At 70.3% G+C, this 18658-nt stretch carries 15 protein-coding genes; 3 read left to right on the forward strand and 12 right to left on the reverse strand.

What is annotated here, in order from left to right; translation table 11 throughout:
* Positions 1–161: 161 nt before the first annotated feature.
* Positions 162–2408: a radical SAM/SPASM protein FxsBH, inactivated beta-hydroxylase extension form gene (gene fxsBH, locus ACZ4LX_RS21635; RefSeq protein WP_467647166.1), complete on the reverse strand. Its 2247-nt coding sequence runs from the start codon at positions 2406–2408 to the stop codon at positions 162–164.
* 75 nt (positions 2409–2483) lie between these two features.
* Positions 2484–2651 carry an FxSxx-COOH cyclophane-containing RiPP peptide gene (gene fxsA, locus ACZ4LX_RS21640; RefSeq protein WP_467647168.1) on the reverse strand — a complete coding sequence of 56 codons (168 nt, stop codon included), beginning with the start codon at positions 2649–2651 and terminating at the stop codon, positions 2484–2486.
* A gap of 255 nt (positions 2652–2906) precedes the next feature.
* Here fxsA and ACZ4LX_RS21645 point away from each other — a divergent pair, with 255 nt between their 5' ends.
* Positions 2907–3803, forward strand: coding sequence for a DUF4231 domain-containing protein (locus ACZ4LX_RS21645; protein WP_467647171.1), 897 nt, complete (start codon positions 2907–2909; stop codon positions 3801–3803).
* A 1164-nt stretch (positions 3804–4967) separates the two neighbouring features.
* On the opposite strand, the gene ACZ4LX_RS21650 is transcribed toward ACZ4LX_RS21645, so the two are convergent.
* The 8 genes from ACZ4LX_RS21650 to ACZ4LX_RS21685 all read right to left on the reverse strand — a co-directional run bounded on the left by ACZ4LX_RS21650 (position 4968) and on the right by ACZ4LX_RS21685 (position 13876).
* On the reverse strand, positions 4968–5447 hold the full coding sequence (locus tag ACZ4LX_RS21650; RefSeq protein WP_467647175.1) for a hypothetical protein: 480 nt from the start codon (positions 5445–5447) through the stop codon (positions 4968–4970).
* A gap of 230 nt (positions 5448–5677) precedes the next feature.
* Positions 5678–6577, reverse strand: coding sequence for a S1 family peptidase (locus tag ACZ4LX_RS21655; protein WP_467647180.1), 900 nt, complete (start codon positions 6575–6577; stop codon positions 5678–5680).
* Positions 6578–6841: 264 nt separating this feature from the next.
* On the reverse strand, positions 6842–7642 hold the full coding sequence (locus ACZ4LX_RS21660) for a DUF1684 domain-containing protein (RefSeq protein ID WP_467647183.1): 801 nt from the start codon (positions 7640–7642) through the stop codon (positions 6842–6844).
* A gap of 4 nt (positions 7643–7646) precedes the next feature.
* A complete protein-coding gene (locus ACZ4LX_RS21665; protein ID WP_467647187.1) occupies positions 7647–9029 on the reverse strand; it encodes an LLM class flavin-dependent oxidoreductase in 1383 nt (460 codons plus the stop codon).
* Positions 9026–10093, reverse strand: coding sequence for an LLM class flavin-dependent oxidoreductase (locus tag ACZ4LX_RS21670; protein WP_467647191.1), 1068 nt, complete (start codon positions 10091–10093; stop codon positions 9026–9028). Before ACZ4LX_RS21670 ends, ACZ4LX_RS21665 begins: the two co-directional genes overlap by 4 nt.
* Positions 10094–10303: 210 nt before the next feature.
* Positions 10304–11056 (reverse strand): amino acid ABC transporter ATP-binding protein, encoded by a 753-nt coding sequence (locus ACZ4LX_RS21675; protein ID WP_467647333.1) that lies wholly within the window; start codon positions 11054–11056, stop codon positions 10304–10306.
* A gap of 112 nt (positions 11057–11168) precedes the next feature.
* Positions 11169–13013 carry an FAD/NAD(P)-binding protein gene (locus ACZ4LX_RS21680; protein ID WP_467647195.1) on the reverse strand — a complete coding sequence of 615 codons (1845 nt, stop codon included), beginning with the start codon at positions 13011–13013 and terminating at the stop codon, positions 11169–11171.
* Positions 13010–13876, reverse strand: a complete 867-nt coding sequence (locus tag ACZ4LX_RS21685; RefSeq protein ID WP_467647199.1) for an amino acid ABC transporter permease — start codon at positions 13874–13876, stop codon at positions 13010–13012. Before ACZ4LX_RS21685 ends, ACZ4LX_RS21680 begins: the two co-directional genes overlap by 4 nt.
* Before the next feature lie 488 nt (positions 13877–14364).
* On the opposite strand from ACZ4LX_RS21685, the gene ACZ4LX_RS21690 reads away from it, so the two are divergent.
* A complete protein-coding gene (locus ACZ4LX_RS21690; RefSeq protein WP_467647202.1) occupies positions 14365–15306 on the forward strand; it encodes an ABC transporter substrate-binding protein in 942 nt (313 codons plus the stop codon).
* Positions 15307–15340: 34 nt separating this feature from the next.
* Here the strand turns inward: ACZ4LX_RS21690 and ACZ4LX_RS21695 are convergent, their stop codons facing one another.
* Positions 15341–16573 (reverse strand): DUF5685 family protein, encoded by a 1233-nt coding sequence (locus tag ACZ4LX_RS21695; protein ID WP_467647336.1) that lies wholly within the window; start codon positions 16571–16573, stop codon positions 15341–15343.
* Positions 16574–16881: 308 nt separating this feature from the next.
* On the opposite strand from ACZ4LX_RS21695, the gene ACZ4LX_RS21700 reads away from it, so the two are divergent.
* A complete protein-coding gene (locus tag ACZ4LX_RS21700; protein ID WP_467647205.1) occupies positions 16882–17325 on the forward strand; it encodes a cell division protein SepF in 444 nt (147 codons plus the stop codon).
* A 40-nt stretch (positions 17326–17365) separates the two neighbouring features.
* On the opposite strand, the gene ACZ4LX_RS21705 is transcribed toward ACZ4LX_RS21700, so the two are convergent.
* On the reverse strand, positions 17366–18577 hold the full coding sequence (locus tag ACZ4LX_RS21705; protein WP_467647209.1) for an acyl-CoA dehydrogenase family protein: 1212 nt from the start codon (positions 18575–18577) through the stop codon (positions 17366–17368).
* Positions 18578–18658: the final 81 nt, after the last annotated feature.

Raw genomic sequence — 18658 nt, forward strand, 5'->3', positions numbered from 1 at the left:
CCTTGCTCCACCCCCATGACGTTCGGTCAATCAACGTCACTTTTCAGTCATCTGTTCCCGGAACCCGTCGATCGAACTTCTGCGCGCATGCGGACTGCCGCCGTTCCTCCCGGTTGACCCGGGTCGGCAGCCCACTTCGCCATCGAACCGGAATTCTGGATTCAGAACTCTTTTCGCATCAGAGCCAGCAGGCGTTTCCCACCGACGGTGAGTTCGGCCGCCCCTTCGAGCGTATCGAGCGCCTGCGCCACACCGTCCCGGTACCGGGAATCGAATGCCGCGAGCGCCAACCGCTCGAAGACGTCGGCCAGCAGACGGGAAAACGGAACCAATTCTTCCCGCCAGGGCATTCGATGTTCCCAGGAGCCGTCCGCCGCGTAAAGATCCGCGACGTCCACAAGTGCCCGGAATTTTGCCCGCCGCACTCCACGCAGGAGCGCGAGGGCCAGCGTGCCGGCGTTCTCGTCCGCCCCGATGCCGAGCGCGCCGTATCCGTGCCGCCCCACCGAGGCCTCGCCCGGTGCCACGCCGGTGAGCGGGGTGAGGGTGAACGGGCCGTCTGCCGCCGCCGCTCCGTAAGCGGGAGCCCGCTGCTCGATCAGCGCCCAGGCCTCGGTGAGCGCGCCGCCCAGACGGCCGGCCTTCGCCGCGTCGAGCCTGGCGGCGGCGGGTGCGTCGAAGCAGTCCCGGTACGGGTCGAGATCGTCGATCACGAAGCTGTGGCCCGGGAACGGAGCATCCGGCAGGGTGAACCCGCGCACCGGCAGCCAGCCGGGCTCCGCCGCCCCGGACCGCCGGATCCGCCGCTCGGCCGATCCGGTGGCTGGACCCGCCAGGAACCCGTCCCCGGCCGCACGCACCAGCACGGTGCCGTGCTCCCCCGGCCCGGCGACCGTCAGCCGCCCCAGGGTGGGCAGGACGAGCCCGCCGTCCCGGTAGGGCACCGGCACCCGCAGATCGAGGCCCGCCCGCACGACGGCCGCGGCGAGAAGGGTCCGCAGACCGTCCGCGGCCGCGGGGGCCGCTCCCGTCCGGTCCTCGTGCAGGGCGTCCAGCGCGCCGAGCAGCCAGGTACGTGTGTACGGATGGGCGAGTACGCCGTCCAGCCCCCTGGCACCCTCCTCCGAGCCCTCCAGAGCGGCCGCCAGCTCCCACGCCGCCGCCCACCGCTCACCGCCCCTGCCGTCGAGATCCGCGTGCAGCCGGGCCAACAGGGTGCGGGTGAGGTCCTCCTGGGCCGCGAGCAGTTCGGCCGGATCGGCCACCTCGGGCGCCACGGTGTCCACCGGCGTACGGGCCTCGATGCCGCGCACCAGGGCGGCGAGGTCGTGGCAGTAGACGGACGGATTGTCGAATCTTTCGCCGTCACCCGCGGAGCTGTAGCGGTGGGTATACAGACCTCCCCCGCACGAACGTACGACGGGGCAACGGCGGCACGTCTCGCTGACGCCCTCCAGGCCGAGCTGCCTGGCCCGCACCCCGGGGTGCGCCGCCACCTCGTCGAAGGCGTGCGCGAAGACGTCGAATCCGGTGGCTGCCGCGCCCTCGTACGCGCTCTTCAGTGAGTCGACCTGCTCCAGCCGGCCGTCGGTCTCGACGACAACGAGGTCGGTGGGCGCGAGGCCCAGCGACTCGGTGAGACTGGGGCCGCCGTTGAGCGTGGAGGCAACCGAGGAGAAGATCCGCACCGGCACCGGACGCCCCTGCTCCTGCCAGCGGTCGAAGACCGCGAGGAGCCATTCGGCGTAGGCGGTGGGCGAGCCGTCCGGCCGCGGCGGCGGGTCGTCCCAGGTGGCGTGAGGCAGCAGGAAGTCGATGAGTGGCGGTTCGAGTTCCGTGAGCGCGTCGAGGACCGCGACCGGGTCGTTCTCGATGTCGATGGTGCACAGGAGGCCGAGGTTGAGATGGCGGTAGCGCTCCTGCCGGAGCAGCTCGACGGCCTTGAGCACCAGGGGGTGACTGCTGCGCCCGTCGGCGAATCGGCGGTGCCGGTCGTTGGCCGCGCGGTCGCCGTCGAGGGAGATGCCCACCTTGACGTCGTACTCGCTGAAGAGGTCGAGATAGCGCGGGCTGAGCTGCAGGCCGTTGGTATGGATCCGGAGATCGAGGGCGGCGATGCCGTCGAAGGCGGAGGTGAGCTCTTCGCAGATGCGCCGCAGCCGGGCGGGGCCCGCCAGCAGAGGCTCCCCTCCGTGCAGGATTACTGACACGGAGGGCAGTGCGTGTGTCTTGGCATGCTCAGCCAGGCGCTGAGCAGTCCGGAAGATGACTTCGTCAGAGATTGTTTTTGGACGGGTTCGCCAGCTCTGATCGGCATGTTCATAGACATAGCAATGGTCACAGGCAAGATCGCACCTGCTGTGAACCTTGAGGACTACTTCACGGAAAGGGACCAGGGGTCCTGTCATTCCACCAGTCTAGCCAGCACGGAGGGGGTGATCCGACAAACCGGCCTTCTCGGAGGAGTGATCCGTAACGCGGGATCAGAGAGACGAGTTGAAGGTGGATGCCTGGCTGGGGCGACCGGCGGAGGCAACATGCACCCGACCGAGCTTCCTGGCTGCTTCGCCACCACGCGCGTCGATCGCGGCGAGCGGCACACGGCTCTTCTTCGTGCCGGAGAAGGAGAGGGAGGATTCAGTGGTCTTCACGGCCATCCTTGAGGGGATTCGTTCCAATGGAATGGTTCCAGACAGGAAACCATCGCCGGTACCTGCACCATTGCAGTGTCCGGCGGCACGACTTTACTCTCATGACCTCGGTGCGCAACTGACTGACGCCCACTTGGAACGAGAGCGTCACATGGGACCTGCACTGATGGCGGAATGTTGGATTCCACCATCAGGGTGATGAGATAACCGCAGATGGGAGTGAACATGACGGCGATTCCAGGGCCACTGCAGAGCATGGTCTTCAGGAACGCTGATCTGCCCGAACTCTTTCATCACACGGACGCCGTGGCGGTCGCCCGTCAGCGGGAGGCGGTGAACACCACCCGCTGGCAGCTCATCCTACTCGTTGCGGGCACGGTCCCTGCCGCACTGCCCTGGCGTCCGGAGGTTGCCGGTACGCTCCAACTCACGGACTGTGTCGCAGTGTTGGCCTACCTCGGCGTCCTGGTCACCACCTACCTCGCGTCGCATCGCAAAGCGAAGTCGCACTGGCAGCTCAACCGCTCCGCGGCAGAGTTCATCAAGTCGATGTGCTGGCGCTACTCCGTGCATGGCTCACCTTTCGATACCGGCACCCAGCACCCCGAAGCTGTGTTCGCCAACCGGCTCGAAGAAGGGCTTCAGGAGCTCCGCAAGGTGGGCTGGTCGGACCCCAGGGATCAGACGGCCGATTCCGGCGGGCTCATCACCGATTCCATGCGCGCGTTGCGGGACAAGGCCTTTACCGTGCGCAAGGAAACCTATGTGCGCGACCGGCTGATCGAACAAAGGAGCTGGTACCGCAGGCGCCAGGAGGTATCCCGGCGAGCCACCCTGGTCTGGTCGACCACCATCGCCGCGCTGACGGCACTCGCTCTGATCCTCGCCCTCCTCAGGGCTTTCTCCGTCGGCCAGTCGTTCGCGCTGACCGGAGTGCTCTCCGCAGCGGCAGCCGCCTGTCTCGCCTGGTGCGAGATGCGCCGGCACCACCCGCTGATCTCCGCCCACTCCCTGGTGGAGAAGGATCTGGAGTCGATGCAGATAGCGATGGAGACCACACTGAACGAGCGCCAGTGGCCGCGTGCGGTGTTCGAGACCGAGCGCATCGTCTCCCCCCAGCACACCGACTGGCTTGCCCGGCACCAGATGTGACGCCGCTTCCCGAAGCGGAGACGGGCCCGCCACCGGAAGGGTGGCGTGCCCATCGCTCTCTTCGCGAGGGATCAGCGGCGAGTGCTCATCCAGAGGACGAGCACTGTCACCAGCCCGCTTCCCGCCTTGTAGGCCGCCCCGCGGAGGGCTTCGTACCCCAGATCGAGGGATCGGCGCCCACGACACTTCCGGCAAACCCGCAGGTAGTGGCGGGCGCGCCGGGACACCCTCTCCCAAACAGCACTGCGCTCCTCGCCTTCCGAGCTATTCTTCACGTGGTGTCCTTTCATGCTTCCGCTTGACATGGCACCGCGCGAGGAGCTCGCCTCGACTCATTTGGCCTAGGAACCGGAGTCGAGGCAGAGCTCCTTTCGCGTTACCGGGATTCTACTCGGCGCCCAGCTGGAAATCGGAGCCCGAACGCCTCATGCGCCACACCGGTGACTGATACCTAGGACAAGGCTGACTGACCTTCAACTTCTTTGCTGAGAGGTCAGTTGGCGCAGAAAAAGACCTTGGACAGTCCGTTGCAGTGTCCGGCGGCACGACTTTACTCTCATGAACTCGGCACGCAACTGACTGACGCCCACTTGGAACGAGAGCGCCACATGGGTGGCCCGATCGAACGGAACACTGGATTCTGCCATCAGGAAGCAGCGAGATAACCGCAGATGGGAATCATCATGACGGCGGTTCCCGGACCGCTGCAGAGCATGGTCTTCAGGAAGGCCGATCTGCCCGAACTCGCCACACGGACGCCATCGCGGTCGCCCGTCAGCGCGAGGCCGTGAACATCACCCGCCGTCAGCTCATCCTGCTCGTCAAAGGCACGTCACAGCCGCACCGCCCTGATGTACGGAGCCCGTGGACACACTCCAGTGCGAACAGGGCGTGCCGGCCTGACCAGGCATCCCGGTCGCCACCTACCCCATCTCCCTGCGGGGAGCACAGATGCATTGGCAACTCGACTGCTGAACAGCAGAGTTCAACAAGTTGATGAGCTGGCGCTCCTCCGTGTGCACGGCTCCTCTTCAATGCCGGCACACCGCACCCGGACACCTTGGGCGTGACCGGCCGGACGAACAGCGGAGCTGGTACCGCAGGTGCCTGAAAGTGCCCCGGTGGACCACACGCGTATGGTCGGCAACCCTCCATGACGGCTGGTCAGGCGCGCTCCACCCCTTCGCGCCAGATCACCGTGACCGGGCGGCCGAGGCCGCGGGCGTACGTCACGATGTCGCCCGTGCCGCCGAGGCCGCGGGCGGGGTGGCCGTCCCACACGGCGAGCAGCCGGTCGCAGTTGTCGGCGATGTAGGCGCCGGCCGCGTAGTACGCCTCGTCGGTGGAGTGCGGGTAGTCCAGTCTGACCTCGCGCACGGCGCGGGCCTTGAGTGCCCGGTAGCGGGCCAGTTCGGCTCCGTCGGCGAAGCACTCCTCGTAGTCGCCGCTGGGGATGACCGCGGTCAGCTGGGCGCCGTGGGCGAGGGCAAGATCCGCGAAGAGCTGATCCGCCCCCACGGCCAGGCTGGACAGTGCCTCCACCGAGCCGTCGAATCCCCGGAACGCCGCGCGCATCGACGCCAGCACATGGTCATGGACTTCCTGCGGAATGCTGCGGTGACCGGTCACTCCGATGCGTTTCACGGACCTGGAACCCCCTGGGGTGTCTGCCGGGGGCTACCGGAGGGCGCCCCTCCGGAAGACGCAGCGTCCGCCCCCGTTGCTCCTGCGTGACCGTCCTGTGTCACATCCTCTCAAAAGCCGCGGCCCCAGCGGGAGCCCCCGCCCGTAATTCGGGCGGGGGCTCGGCATGTTCGAGCCGCGCTTTCGAGAGGCGGGCCGGATCCGGGGGTCAGATCCGGCCACCCCGTACGTCAGTAGATGCTGACGCCGTACGCGCTGAGCGCCTCGGTGACCGGCTGGAAGAAGGTCGTCCCACCGGAGCTGCAGTTTCCGCTGCCGCCCGAAGTGAGCCCGATCGCCCGGGAGCCGGAGTAGAGCGGACCGCCGGAGTCACCGCCCTCGGCACACACGTTGGTCTGGATCATGCCGTAGACGATGTCACCGTTGCCGTAGTTGACCGTGGCGTTGAGCGCGGTGACGGTGCCGCTGTGCGTGCCGGTGGTGGAGCCCCGGCGGGTGACGGACATGCCCACCGTGGCGTTCGCCGCGCTGGTGATGTCGACGCTGCCGACGGTTCCCTCGTGGGAGACGGCGGCGTTGTCGTAGCGCACCAGGCCGTAGTCGTTGGTCGGGAAGCTGGAGCCGACCGTCGGGCCTATGTAGGTGGTGTTCGAGGAGTTGGTGTACCAGGGAGGGTTGCCGTCGGTGCAGTGACCGGCGGTCAGGAAGTAGTACGTGCTGCCGCTGCGGACGTTGAATCCGAGGGAGCAGCGCCAGCCGGGCGCGTAGATGGCGTCACCGCCGGAGAGCAGCTTGCTGATCTTCCCGGGGGTGCGCTCGATTTGCAGGGCGCCGGAGTTGACGCCCGCGGAGTCCTTGATCTGCTGGATCTCCGCTGCTGAGACCGTGCTGTCGGCCGTGACCACGAGCTTGTTCGTCACGGGATCGATGTTCCAGGCCGTGCCGGCCACGTCGGCGCCGAGGACGGCGTCGCTCGCGGCGGCAAGCCTGCTGGCGCTGTACGTTCCGGTGGAGCTGGCCTGGGCACTGGGGACGGCCAGCGCGGCAACCGCCACAAGACCTGCGGCAATGGCGACGGCCCTGGTACGTCTCGCGACCGTGCTGAGGGGGGTGGTGCGCTTGATCCTCACTTGTTCCCTCCCGAGGGGGGTCGGGGGTCCGCCTGTGGGGTGGTCGGACCCGTGAGGCGCAGTCAGGGACACAGACGCGTGTCCGCAGTGCGGATGTGCCGTGCCCCTGACAAGCGCTGCTCGGGAGTATTCAAGGCGTCAACTTCTCGCGCAAGACCGCCTTCTGGCCTGAGCTCCCCCGGGCCCGGGTGACTGCGGGCAGGCGTCCGGCCCCGGTGCGGAAGGGTCTGCCGGGGCCGGACGCGGGCGGGCGGAGGTACCGGTTCAGCTGTCGGTCCGCCGGCGCTCCCCTGCCGCGACGGCGACGGGAAGGGTGTTGCCGGGCGGCGGGAAGGGGCAGATGAAGTGGTCGGCGAAAGCGCAGGGCGGCAGCAGCGCACGGTTGAGGTCCACCGTCACCGAACCGTCGTCCGCCGGGGCGGCGGGCCGCAGGAACCGGAAGCGGTAACTGGTGTCCCCGCTGGTCGCGTCGGCGAAGACCGCCCAGAGCGAGCCGTCGCTCTCGACGGCGACCTGGAGGGTGTGCCGGGCGCCGTCCAGCTCGAAGGCGATCTCCCCGCCGAGCCCCAGCCCGCGCTCGACCCCGTCGGCGTTCTCGACCCGGACGGTGCGGGAGGTGTCGTACGCACGGAAGGTTCCCGGCACGGCCCAGCGCGGGTCGTACGGGGTGGCCTCGATGGCGCGGAAGGCGCGCCGCGCCGCCGAATCCGGGTCGAAGTCCCGTACCGCCCACAGACCTTCACGGCTCAGCACGACGAGCCGGCGTGCGCCCGCGGTCACCCGGGACTCGTCGATCGGGCCCCGGTCGGCGCCGAGCCGGACCTGGCCGGTGAACGGCTTCCCGTCGATGCTCAGACCGTCCTCGGGGCCGGCGGTGAGCTCGACCTCGTCGCCGTCCTCCTGCCAGTGGCCGGGAACGGCCGGAATTCGACCGTCCGGGTAGTCGGAGAGCCAGTGGGTGCCGGTGAGGGAGAGCGGCCCGTACGGTGCGGCGACCGTGGCGGTCCGCTCCTGGTGCCAGTGGTTCCAGTCCCGTGCTGCCTGCTGCTGCGCGTCCGTGCTCATGTGGTCAACCTTTCCATACCGGCTCGGCGATCCCGAGGTGCGACCGCAATGTGGAGCCGGTGTACGCGCTGCGGAACACCCCCCGTTCCTGGAGGAGCGGAACGACCTGGTCGACGAATTCGTCGAGGCCGCCGGGGATGAGATGGGGAACGAGAACAAAGCCGTCGGCGGCTCCCGTGGCGAAGGATTCGGCCATCTCGGCCGCGACGGTGTGCGGGCTGCCGACGAACGTCTGCCGGCCAGTCGCCTCGATGACGGTCTGCCGGATGGACAGGCCCTTCTCCCGGGACAGTGCGCGCCAGCGCGCCGCGACCGCGTGGCAGTCGCCGTCCCCGGGCCGGGGCCGGCCCGGGGACGGCGCGAGGTCCGGGGCCGAGTTCGGGTCCGGGTCCATCACGGGCAGCGGCCCGTCGGGGTCGTACGAGGAGAGGTCGCGGCCCCAGACCCGCTCCAGTGCCAGGATCGCGTTCTGGGGCGAGACCTGCTGACGACGGATACCGGCCGCCCGCTCCCGCGCCTCGGCATCGCTGTCGCCGAGCACCACGCCGACGCCGGGCATCACCTTCAGTTCGCCGGGCTCCCTGCCGTACTTCGCGAGCCGTCCCTTGATGTCGGCGCAGAAGGCGCGGCCCTCCTCCGGGGAACCGTGCCGGGTGCGGACGATGTCGGCGGCGGACGCGGCGAACTCGCGGTCCTGCGGCGAGTCCCCCGTCCGGATGATGACGGGGTGCCCCTGCGGCGAGCGCGGGACGGTGAACTCGCCCTCGACCGAGTAGTACCGGCCGCGACGGGCGAAGGGGCGTGGGGTGCCGTCGGGTGTCCAGGAGTCCCACAGTCCGCGGGCGGTGGCGAGAAACTCGGCGGCGCGCGCCGGTGAAGTCCCCTCTGCTCGGCCGCGACCTGGACCAGGGCCTGGAGTCGGGAAAGGGCCGGCCCGGTCCGGTCGGCCGCCGCGCCGGAAGTTGTCGCCTGCCGAGCCGCCGGTGGAGTCGTCGGACGAGGAAGCGATGTCCCACGCGGCCCGGCCGGCGCTGAGGTGGTCGAGGGTGGCGAGCCGGCGGGCCAGTTCGCAGGGCTCGTTGAACGTGGCGCCGACGGTGGCGGCGAGGCCGATCCGGTCGGTGACGGCGGCCAGCGCCGCAAGCACGGTGAGGGGCTCGGGACGGCCGGCCACGTCCAGATCGTGGATCAGACCGTTGTGCTCGCGCAGCCGCAACTCCTCGGTGAGGAGAAGGAAGTCGAAGAGCCCGCGTTCGGCCGTCCGCGCGAGGTGCTCGAAGGAGGAGAACTCGATCTGGCTGCCGGAGCGGGGGTCGTTCCACACGGTGGTCCCGTCCGAACCCGTGACGTGCGCGGCAAGATGCAGCTGTTTCGGCGCGGCCTTCATACCCGTGCTCCTCGCGGGGTGTACCGGTTCGCGGGCCGGGCCAGGCCCAGGTGCTCGCGGAGGGTGCCGCCGGGGTGGAAGGTGCGGAACAGGCTGCGGTGCTGAAGCAGGGCCACCGTGCCGTTGACGATTCGTTCGAGGTCGCGCCCGGGGGTGATCGGGGTGAGGTGGAAGCCGTCGACCGCTCCGGCCCGGTGCCACTGGGTGATCAGGTCGGCGAGGTCGACCGGACCGCCGCGGTAGTACGTGCCGTGCCCGGCGAGCGGTGGTCCGCTCGCCAGCCCCGGTTCCGGGGCCGATTCGGCGTCGCCGAGGTCGACGGTGAGCGCGGCGAGCACCCGTAGTGCCCCGGGGTCGCGTCCGTGCGCCACCGCGCGGCGGTGCACGTCGTCGCGGATCTCCGCGGTCCGCTCGGGTGTGGTGGCCCGGACGAGCACCACGTCGGCGTGGCGGGCGGCGGTGTCCCTGGCCGGGTCCGCCGTACCGTCGACGACCGTGACCGGGCGGCCCTGCGGGGGGCGGGGCACGACGGCGGGTCCGCGGACGCCGAAGGCGGCGCCCTCGAAGTCGGTGCGGTGCACCTTGTCGCGGTCGAGGAAGCGCCCGGTGTCCGCGTCCCGGATCTCGGCCCCGTCCTCCCAGCTGTCCCAGAGCCGCGCTCCCACGTCGGCGGCCTCGGAGGCCTCCTGCCACAGTTCGGCGGGGGGCGCGGCGGGGCGGCGCCCGAACAGCCGGGCCTCGGCCGCCGTCCTCGACACATCCACACACCAGCCGGCCCTGCCACCGCTGACCCAGTCCAGGGTGGCCACGGCGGACGACACGTGGAAGGGCTCGGTGTGGGTGGTGGTGACCGTCGGCACGAGCCCGATCCTGCGGGTGTCCGGCGCGACCCGGGACAGCACGGCGAGCGCGTCCGGTCCGGGCCGGGCGAACGAGTCGCCGAGGGTGACGAAGTCCAGTGCCCCGCGCTCGGCGAGACGGGCGAGGCCGGTGTAGTGAGCGGGGTCGTAGCGGGGTGGGCCGCCGATCTCTGCTGCCAGGTGAAGTGGGCGGAGGTAAGACATGGGGGGCTCTTTCGGACGAGTTCGGGAGCGGGCTTCGGGGCCCGGACGGGGCAGGCCCCGGGATCCGGGACGCGAGACCTGTAGGGAACAGCGGGTCCCGGGGCGCGAGACCCGTGTGGAACAACAAGTTCCGGGACGGCGGGCCCGACGGGCGGGACGGCGGGCCCGACGGGCGGGACGGCGGGCCCGACGGGCTGGAGGGCGGGCGGGTCACAGCACCTTGGAGAGGAAGGCGCGCGTGCGTGCGTGGCGCGGCCGGTCGAGTACGTCGGCGGGCTGGCCCTGTTCGACGATCCGGCCCTCGTCCATGAAGACGACGGTGTCGGCGACCTCGCGGGCGAACCCGATCTCGTGTGTGACGACGATCATCGTGGTCCCCTGTTGCGCCAGGTCCTTGATCACGTCCAGGACCTCGCCGACCAGTTCGGGGTCGAGCGCGGAGGTCGGCTCGTCGAAGAGCAGCAGTTTCGGTTCGACGGCGAGGGCGCGGGCGATGGCGACGCGCTGCTGCTGGCCGCCGGAGAGCTGTCTCGGATACGCCGTCGCCTTGTCGTCGAGTCCGACGCGGGCCAGCAGCCGGTGCGCGGTGTCGGCGGCCTGACGCTTCGTACGTCCGAGCGCGGAGACCGGGGCCTCGGTGACGTTGTCCAGGACGGTGAGGTGGGGGAAGAGATGGAAGTTCTGGAAGACGAAGCCGATACGGGTGCGCCGGCGCAGGACCTCACGTTCGGGAAGCTCGTAGAGCCTGTCGCCCTTCCTCCGGTAGCCGACGAAGTCCCCGTCCACGGTGATCGAGCCCCGGTCCGGCTTCTCCAGGTGGTTGACGGTGCGCAGCAGGGTGGACTTCCCCGAGCCGGAGGGGCCGAGGATCACGGTCACTTCGCCGGTGCGTACGGACAGGTCGACGCCGCGCAGTACGCCGAGGGAGCCGAAGCTCTTGTGCAGGCCCCGGATCTCCACCATGGGCGCGGCGGGCACGGGGACGGGCGTGGTGGCCGGTTCACTCTTCGGGGAACGGCTGGTCGTCTTCATGGTGATGTCCTCGGACGGTTCGGATCGGAAGGGCGCGGGCCGGTCAGTCATGGGTGCCGTCGAGGCCGCTCAGGAAGGTGAGGGCGGCGCGTGCGGTGGCGTCGTTCTGCCCGAAGGCCGGGCCTCCGGTGCGTGGCCGGGTGAAGGCCCCGCTGGTGCGCGCGGCGGTGTGCGGGCCGAGGGCGAAGCGGCGGGGGTGCGGCACCCCGTCGCGGTCCAGGACGCGGCCGTCGCCGGGGTCGACCGCGAGCAGTCCGGTGACGGTGGCGGCGGCCCCGTCCTCGTACAGCGCCCGGAGCAGGGTGCTGCGGGTGCGTACCGGTGAGGGGTCCGGCAGCCGGGCCTCGACGAGGGCGCGGGCCTCGATCCGCTCCTCCGGCACGGTGGCACCGCCCGCCCGGAAGAGGCCCCGCTCCTCGTCGGTCTCGACCGTCGTCCCCGCGCCGAGGAAGCGGACGACCCCGGCCCGGGAAAGCGCGAGCAGCTGCCGCAGCCGGGGGCCGGGCGGCCCGGAGGCGAGGTAGCTGAAGAAGCCGTTCCACCAGTCGCCGATATCGCCGAACCGGGTCAACTGGCCGTATACGGAGAGCAGTCCGAGGAAGACGGCGAGGTCCTCGCTGTGTCCGGGATCGTGCCGGCGTGCCAGGTCCGCGGTGATGTAGGCACGGGTCGCCTCCTGGAAGGAGGCGGACGAGGTGTGGCGTACCCCGTCCAGCGGGCGGTCGAGCGCGGCCAGGTCGAGCCGGTCGGCGGGGTCGGGGACAGCGGCCGCGATCACGGCCCGCAGTTCGGCACTGCCCGGTTCGGCGGCCGCGTACTTCTCCTCGAAGGCGGTCCAGTCGGCCGTGGTGCGCTCGGGGCGGGAGGCGAAGAGGCGGTGGTAGTGGGCGTAGCCGAGCTCTTTGTCGATATGGGGCCAGACGTCGCGGTGGAAATCGGGCGGCTCGGGCCGGTTCAGGAGCTCCTCGGCCCGCTCGGGACCGAAGAAGCGTGGGAGCGGCGGCCGTTCGCCGGGGCGTACGTATCCGATCTTGGAGTGGTACGGGACGCCACGCCGCGATCCGACGTACAGGACGGGTTCCTTCCCGGAGGGCAGGTACGCACCGTTCTCGAACCGTCCGCCGCGGCCCTCGGTGAGCAGCACCATCAGATCGATGAAGGCGAGTCCGAAGCCCCGGACGATGACGGGTTCACCGGCGGGCAGGGCGCTGAGGTCGCTGTCGGCGGTGAAGTCGGGCGGCAGGTGGAGAAGGCCGTGCCGGTCCGCGAAGCGGGACAGCCGGCGCTGTTCGTCGTCCGGTTCGGCGTCGAGGTGGCCGAGGGTGAGGACCACGAGGTCGGCGGTGAGCGGTTCGGCGCGGCCCTCCAGATGGACGGACTGGCGGCCGCCTCGGGGGCCGGTGACGCGCAGGGCCCGGCCGCGGTGTTCGTGGACGTTCACCGTGGGCGGGAGTGCGGCCACCGACTCCTCGTACACCCAGCGCAGATAGGCGCCCTGCAGCCGCCGGCTCGGGAAGTCATCCCCCGACAACTCCTCTATCTCACGGTGGAGTCCGGGATCACCGGCGGCCTCCGGGCCGGGATCGGTCCGCCCCTCGCGCACCTCGGCCGCCCAGGCGTCGAGCGCCGGCCCCGGCCGTACGGGGCCGTCCAGGCGGACGGTGTCGTCGGTGAACATGGTGACGTCCTCGGCCATGGAGTTCATCCACAGCAGCGGCGACTGGTCGTGGCGCCAGATCCGGCCGCCGCCCGGCGGGAACGGGTCGACGAGATGGATGTCCAGCGGCCGGTCGCCGTAGAGCGAGGGAGCGTTGGCGGCGATGCGTTCGATGAGACCGGTACCGCGCGGTCCGGCCCCGATCACGACCAGTGCGGGCGCGGCGCTCACCGGGGGTCCCCGGTGCCGCGTGCGTAGTACCGCTCGACGTAGTGCTGGCCGACGCTGAGCAGCGAGGTCACGACGACGTACCAGAGGGTGGCGACCAGCAGCAGCGGGATCACCTGGTAGGTGCGGTGGTAGACGAGCTGGACCGAGTAGAGCAGGTCCTGCACGGCGATGATGCTGACGATCGAGGTGCCCTTGAGGGTGCCGATGAGCATGTTCCCGGCGGGCGGCACGATGGAGCGCATCGCCTGCGGCAGCACGATCCGGTACAGCCGTCGCCACGGACCGAGGCCGAGGGACTGGGCCGCCTCCAGTTGTCCGCGTTCCACGGACAGGATGCCGCCGCGGACGACTTCCGCCGCGTACGCGGCCTCGTGGAGTGTCAGCCCGATGACGGCGACCGTGACGGGGCCGAGGAGGTTCACCGTACGCACGCCCAGGATCTCCGGGTAGAGCGCCCCGATGTTGAACCAGAACAGCAGCTGGACCAGGATCGGGGTGGACCTGAAGAGCCAGACGTACCCCCAGCCGACCGCCTGGAGCACACGGTTGGCGGAGAGTCTGAGAATGGCGAGCAGCGTCCCCAGCGCGAAGCCGAGCGCCATCACGAGCGCGGTGAGCCAGAGCGTGAGCCCGAGGCCGCGCAGGACCGCGGTGGTGGTGAAGTAGTCGCCCACGACGCCCCATTGGAAGGCCTCGTTGCGGACGACGGAGTTCAGGGCGAGGGCGAGCAGGATCAGTACGGCGACGGCAGCCGTCCACTGGCCGGTCCGGCGCACGGGGACGATCCGCAGCCGGCCGGCGTCGTTGTCCTGAAGGGGTTCGGCCGGGGCGGCCGACGGGAGGGTGTCTGTCTGAGCGGACATGCGAGGGCTCCGTGGATGCGGCGATCGAACACGGGCGCGCCCTCGGCACGGAACACAACCATGGAACACAACGGGAACCGGGCCCCTCAGCCCGGTCACACCTCCGAGGTAAGCGCTGTTCACTCCGGCTTGTCAACCCTGTCCACACTGTGAGCCTTACGTCTCAAGTCAGTTGACGGACCACCGGATGCCTGTTCCACTTGGGCCATGTATTCGCAGCAGTGGCTGGTCAAGCGCTCCCACATCGACTTCGGTCGCGTGTGGTCCTGTTCCTGTTGAGCCGACGCCCTGCTCCGCCCCGCTTTCCCGCTCGCGCCGCGAACGGCGTCTGAGCTCTTCCCCGCGTGCCCTCGCGTACACAACGCCGCACCACCCCTCCCCTCGCACCGGTCTTCCCGTCGTGTTCCGCCTTCCTCCGCCCCGTCCGTGGGCCGTCGCGCGCTGTCCCGCGCCCGTCCACGGCCGACGAAACTGGAGAACGATCCCTGATGCCCCGTACCCGGCACACCGCTGCCTTCGCACTGATCACCGCCGCCGCTCTGACGCTGACCGCGTGCGGGTCCGGCGATCCGGCGGCCGCCCCCGCGGGTGCGGCCGGTTCCGCCGTGAAGGGGGCGGTCCCCACCACCGACGTCGTGTCAGGGGTGAAGAAGGACGAGGCCGCGGCCGCTCTGCTGCCCGCGGACGTCCGCTCCTCCGGCACGCTGGACATCGCCTCCAGTGTCGGCACCCCGCCCAGTGCCACCTACCTCGCGGACGGCAGGACCCTGGCCGGCACCGACATCGACTTCGGGGACGCCGTGGCCAAGGTGCTCGGACTCCGGCCGAGGCGGGAGGTCGCCGCGTTCGAGGCGATCCTGCCCGCGCTCGGCAGCGGAAAGTACGCGGTGGGCACCGGCAACTTCGGCGTGACCGACGAACGCAGGAGGACGATCGACTTCGTCACCTACCTCAACGACGGCCAGGGCTTCGCGGTCCGCGACGACAGCGACCTGCGCGAGGTCACGGATCTGACCCAGCTCTGCGGGCTTTCGGTGGGCACCGCGGCGGGCACCACGTTCGAGGTGACGCTGGAGGAGAACAAGCACCGGTGCGCCGAGGCCGGCAAGAAGGCGTACGACGTGAAGACGTACTCCGATCCGGCCGCGGTCTGGAGCTCGCTCCAGCAGGGGCGGACGGATGTCGTGATGTCGACCATCAACGGACTGCGGTATGCCGTGACCCAGCAGGAGGGTGTGCGTTTCCTCAACGAGTTCAAGCGTCTGGACGTCGGATTCGCCTTCAGGAAGGGCACCCCGCTGGCACCGGCCTTCCAGGCCGCCGTCAACCGCCTCAGGACGGACGGCACCTACGACCGGATCCTGAAGAAGTGGGGCGTCTCCGCCTCGGCGGTCGAGACCTCACAGATCTCGCCGCCGGAGATCAAGTGACACAGGGCAGGTTCCGGCGGCACGCACGGCCGGGTCAGCAGCTGCAGTCGCACCCGCAGCAGTCGCAGCCGTCACAGCAGTCCCCGCAGTCGCTGCAGCAGTCGCAGGCGTCGCAGCAGTCCCCGCAGTCGCACTGACTGCACAGTCCCTCACGGCGCTGACGGCTCCACGGGTCCTCGAAGGTGCCGCAGCACATCTGGCAGGTGCAGGCGAGACCCGCCCACACCAGGCATCCCATGACGAGCCCCCGCCGGTTGCGCGGGGGCTCCGGCGGCTGCGGCGGACCGAAGGGGCCCGACGGGCCCGAGGGGGCGTACGGATGACCCGGCTGCGGCCCGAAGGCCGCTGTGTGTCCCTCTCCTGACGGATGGCCGGCTTCCGTCAGGAGCCCGCCACTCCGATGCGAACAGACGTCCGTGGCGAACACCCGGTCCACCGAGCGCCGCAGTTCGTGTGCCAGCAGCACATGGGCGAGCCGGTCGTCGGCGAACTCCGCGTCGCGCAGCGCCAGCCGCACGCCGCGCAGTGCGTCGTCGCACAGCCGCCGGGCCTCGGCACGCGAGGTGCCGGTCACCGTGAGCGGGTTCCACGCACCCGACGCGGCGTCAGCTTCCTGGTCCTCCACGGCGTCCAGCAGATGCGCGAGGCGGCCGAAGAGCCGTCCGGCCTCCGCCAGCGGCTCGGCGTTCTGCGGCCTGCCCGCGAGTACGGCGGTGTGCGCGAAGGCCGCGGCGGTGGCGGTCTCGGTGGGCTCGGTGACCGTCAGCAGCGGGGTGCCGGGCCCCGCGAGCAGTTCGATGCCGGTCTGCCGGTCGACGGCGTCGACGAGCAGGGCCGTGTCGAAGCCGAGCCGCGCGCCGGTGCGCGCCCCTGCCCGGTCCCAGCCCGCGGCCACCCGGCGGGCAGCCGCGGCCACCGGGCGGCGGGCCAACAGCCCGTCCCGGTCGGCCACGTGGTCCCGCACCTTGGCGGAGGCCAGCACCAGGGAGACGGCGGCCGCGAGCCTGGCCCCCTCACCGCGTGCGACGGGTGCGGTGCGCATGGCGCGCAGCGGGCAGGGCCCGGCGGTGCGCCGCTGCCCGGGGGTGCGTTCGGTCTGAGCCTCCGTCAGGACCGAGACGATCAGACCGTCATAGTTCGTGACGATCCGGGCGAACTGCCCGTGGTCGGAGCGAAGTGCCAGACAGAGCCCGCAGAGATGGGCCATCCACTCGGCCTTCAGCCCCTCCGACAATCGGTGCGTGCAGGGCCTGACGATTCCGAACACGGCCATCCCCCGGGAGTCGTTCAGCTGTGCGCGGCACTCGGACGCCTGCGCGGTGTGCATCGTATCGAGTGACTCGTTCACCCGTACGTCCCCCATGTCACCCGTACGGACCGGAGGTGCGCATTTTCTTGCCATCAGCCCCCTTATGCAGGAGGAACCTTGACGAATCGCCACTTCTTCTGCACCAGTACCGTCACGAATGCCCTGCGCGCCGCCTATCCCCTTGGCGCACGATCCGCATCATGGACGACCATAGGGATACGAAAGACATGCGGAACACCAAGGAACCGCGGTGAGAGGAGGCGTCCATGGGATCGGTGCGCAAGGCGAGTGCCTGGCTGGGCCTCGTAGAGGACAACGACGAGCGGTACTACGACGACGACGAGTACGCCGAGGGTGCACGGACCGGGACCGGTCAGGCCTGGGTGACCGATCCGCGGGTGCGGGTGGCCACGGAGACGGCCGAGGAGACGGGCCGCCGGATCGCCACCGTGACCCCGGACAGCTTCCGGGACGCCCGCGTTATCGGAGAGCTCTTCCGGGACGGCGTCCCGGTGATCATGAACCTCACGTCCATGGACTCCGCCGACGCCAAGCGCGTGGTGGACTTCGCCGCAGGACTGATCTTCGGACTGCGCGGCTCGATCGAGCGCGTGGCCACCCGGGTCTTCCTGCTGAGCCCCGCCGACACCCAGGTCGTCACCGGCGAAGCCGTCGGCCGGCCGGCCGACGGCTTCTTCAACCAGAGCTGAGCGGGGCGCTCACGGCGGTCCGGTCGCGGCCCCTCCGGAACTACCGGAACGCGTCCAGACCGGTGAGCGCCTTGCCCAGCACCAGCTGGTGCATCTCCACGGTCCCCTCGTAGGTGAGCACCGACTCCAGATTCGTCGCGTGGCGCATCACCGGGTACTCCAGCGAGATCCCGTTGGCGCCGAGGACCGTGCGCGAGGTGCGGCAGATCTCGATCGCCTCCCGTACGTTGTTCAGCTTCCCGAAACTGACCTGCTCCGGCCGGAGCCGGCCCGCATCCATCCGGCGGCCGAGGTGGTGCGCGAGCAGGATGCCCTTGTGCAGTTCCACGGCCATGTCGGCGAGCTTGGCCTGGGTGAGCTGGAAGCCGCCGATCGGCTTCCCGAACTGCTCACGCGTCCTCGCGTAGTCGACGGCCGCCTCGAAGCTGGACCGGGCCGCCCCCATGGCCCCCCAGACGATGCCGTAGCGGGCATGGCTGAGACAGCTGAGCGGGCCACGCAGTCCGGTGACGCCCGGCAGCACGGCGTCGGCCGGCAGCCTCACCTCGTCCAGGATCAGCTCGCTGGTGACCGAGGCGCGCAGGGACCACTTGTGCCTGATCTCCGGCGCCGAGAAGCCGGGGGCGTCGGTGGGCACGACGAATCCGCGGATGCCGCTGCCCGCGCTCCCCTCGTCGGTCTGCGCCCATACGACGGCGACACCGGCGACAGAACCGTTGGTGATCCACATCTTGCGTCCGCTGAGCACCCAGTCGTCGCCGTCCCGCTTGGCGTGCGTCCGCATACCGGCCGGGTCGGAGCCGTGGTCCGGCTCGGTGAGGCCGAAGCAGCCGATGATCTCGCCCGCCGCCATGCCGGGAAGCCACTGCCGCTTCTGCTCCTCGGAGCCGAAGCGGTGGATCGCGTACATGGCGAGGGAGCCCTGTACGGAGACGAGTGAGCGGATCCCGGAGTCCGCGGCCTCCAGCTCCAGGCAGGCCAGTCCGTACTGGACCGCGGTGGCGCCGGCACAGCCGTACCCCTGGAGGGACATGCCGAGCGCGCCGAGCGCGCCGAGTTCACGGGCCAGCTCGCGGATACCGGGCAGCTCGCCGTTCTCGTACCACTCGGCGATGTGCGGCAGGACCCGGTCGGCGGCCCAGACCCGGACCGTGTCCCGGATCGCGAGGTCGTCGGCGCCCAGGAGGTCGTCGATGCCGATCGGGTCGCGGGGGTCGAAGGGCGGGAGTTTCGGGGACGGAGCGGTGGACATGAGGGATTGCCTCCGGCGGCTCGCACGGTACCGATGTCGGTGGGGGGCCGAAAACTAGCAGTGTTAGTTACGGCGTCGTGC

This window comes from Streptomyces sp. NPDC026062 (genome assembly GCF_055568375.1).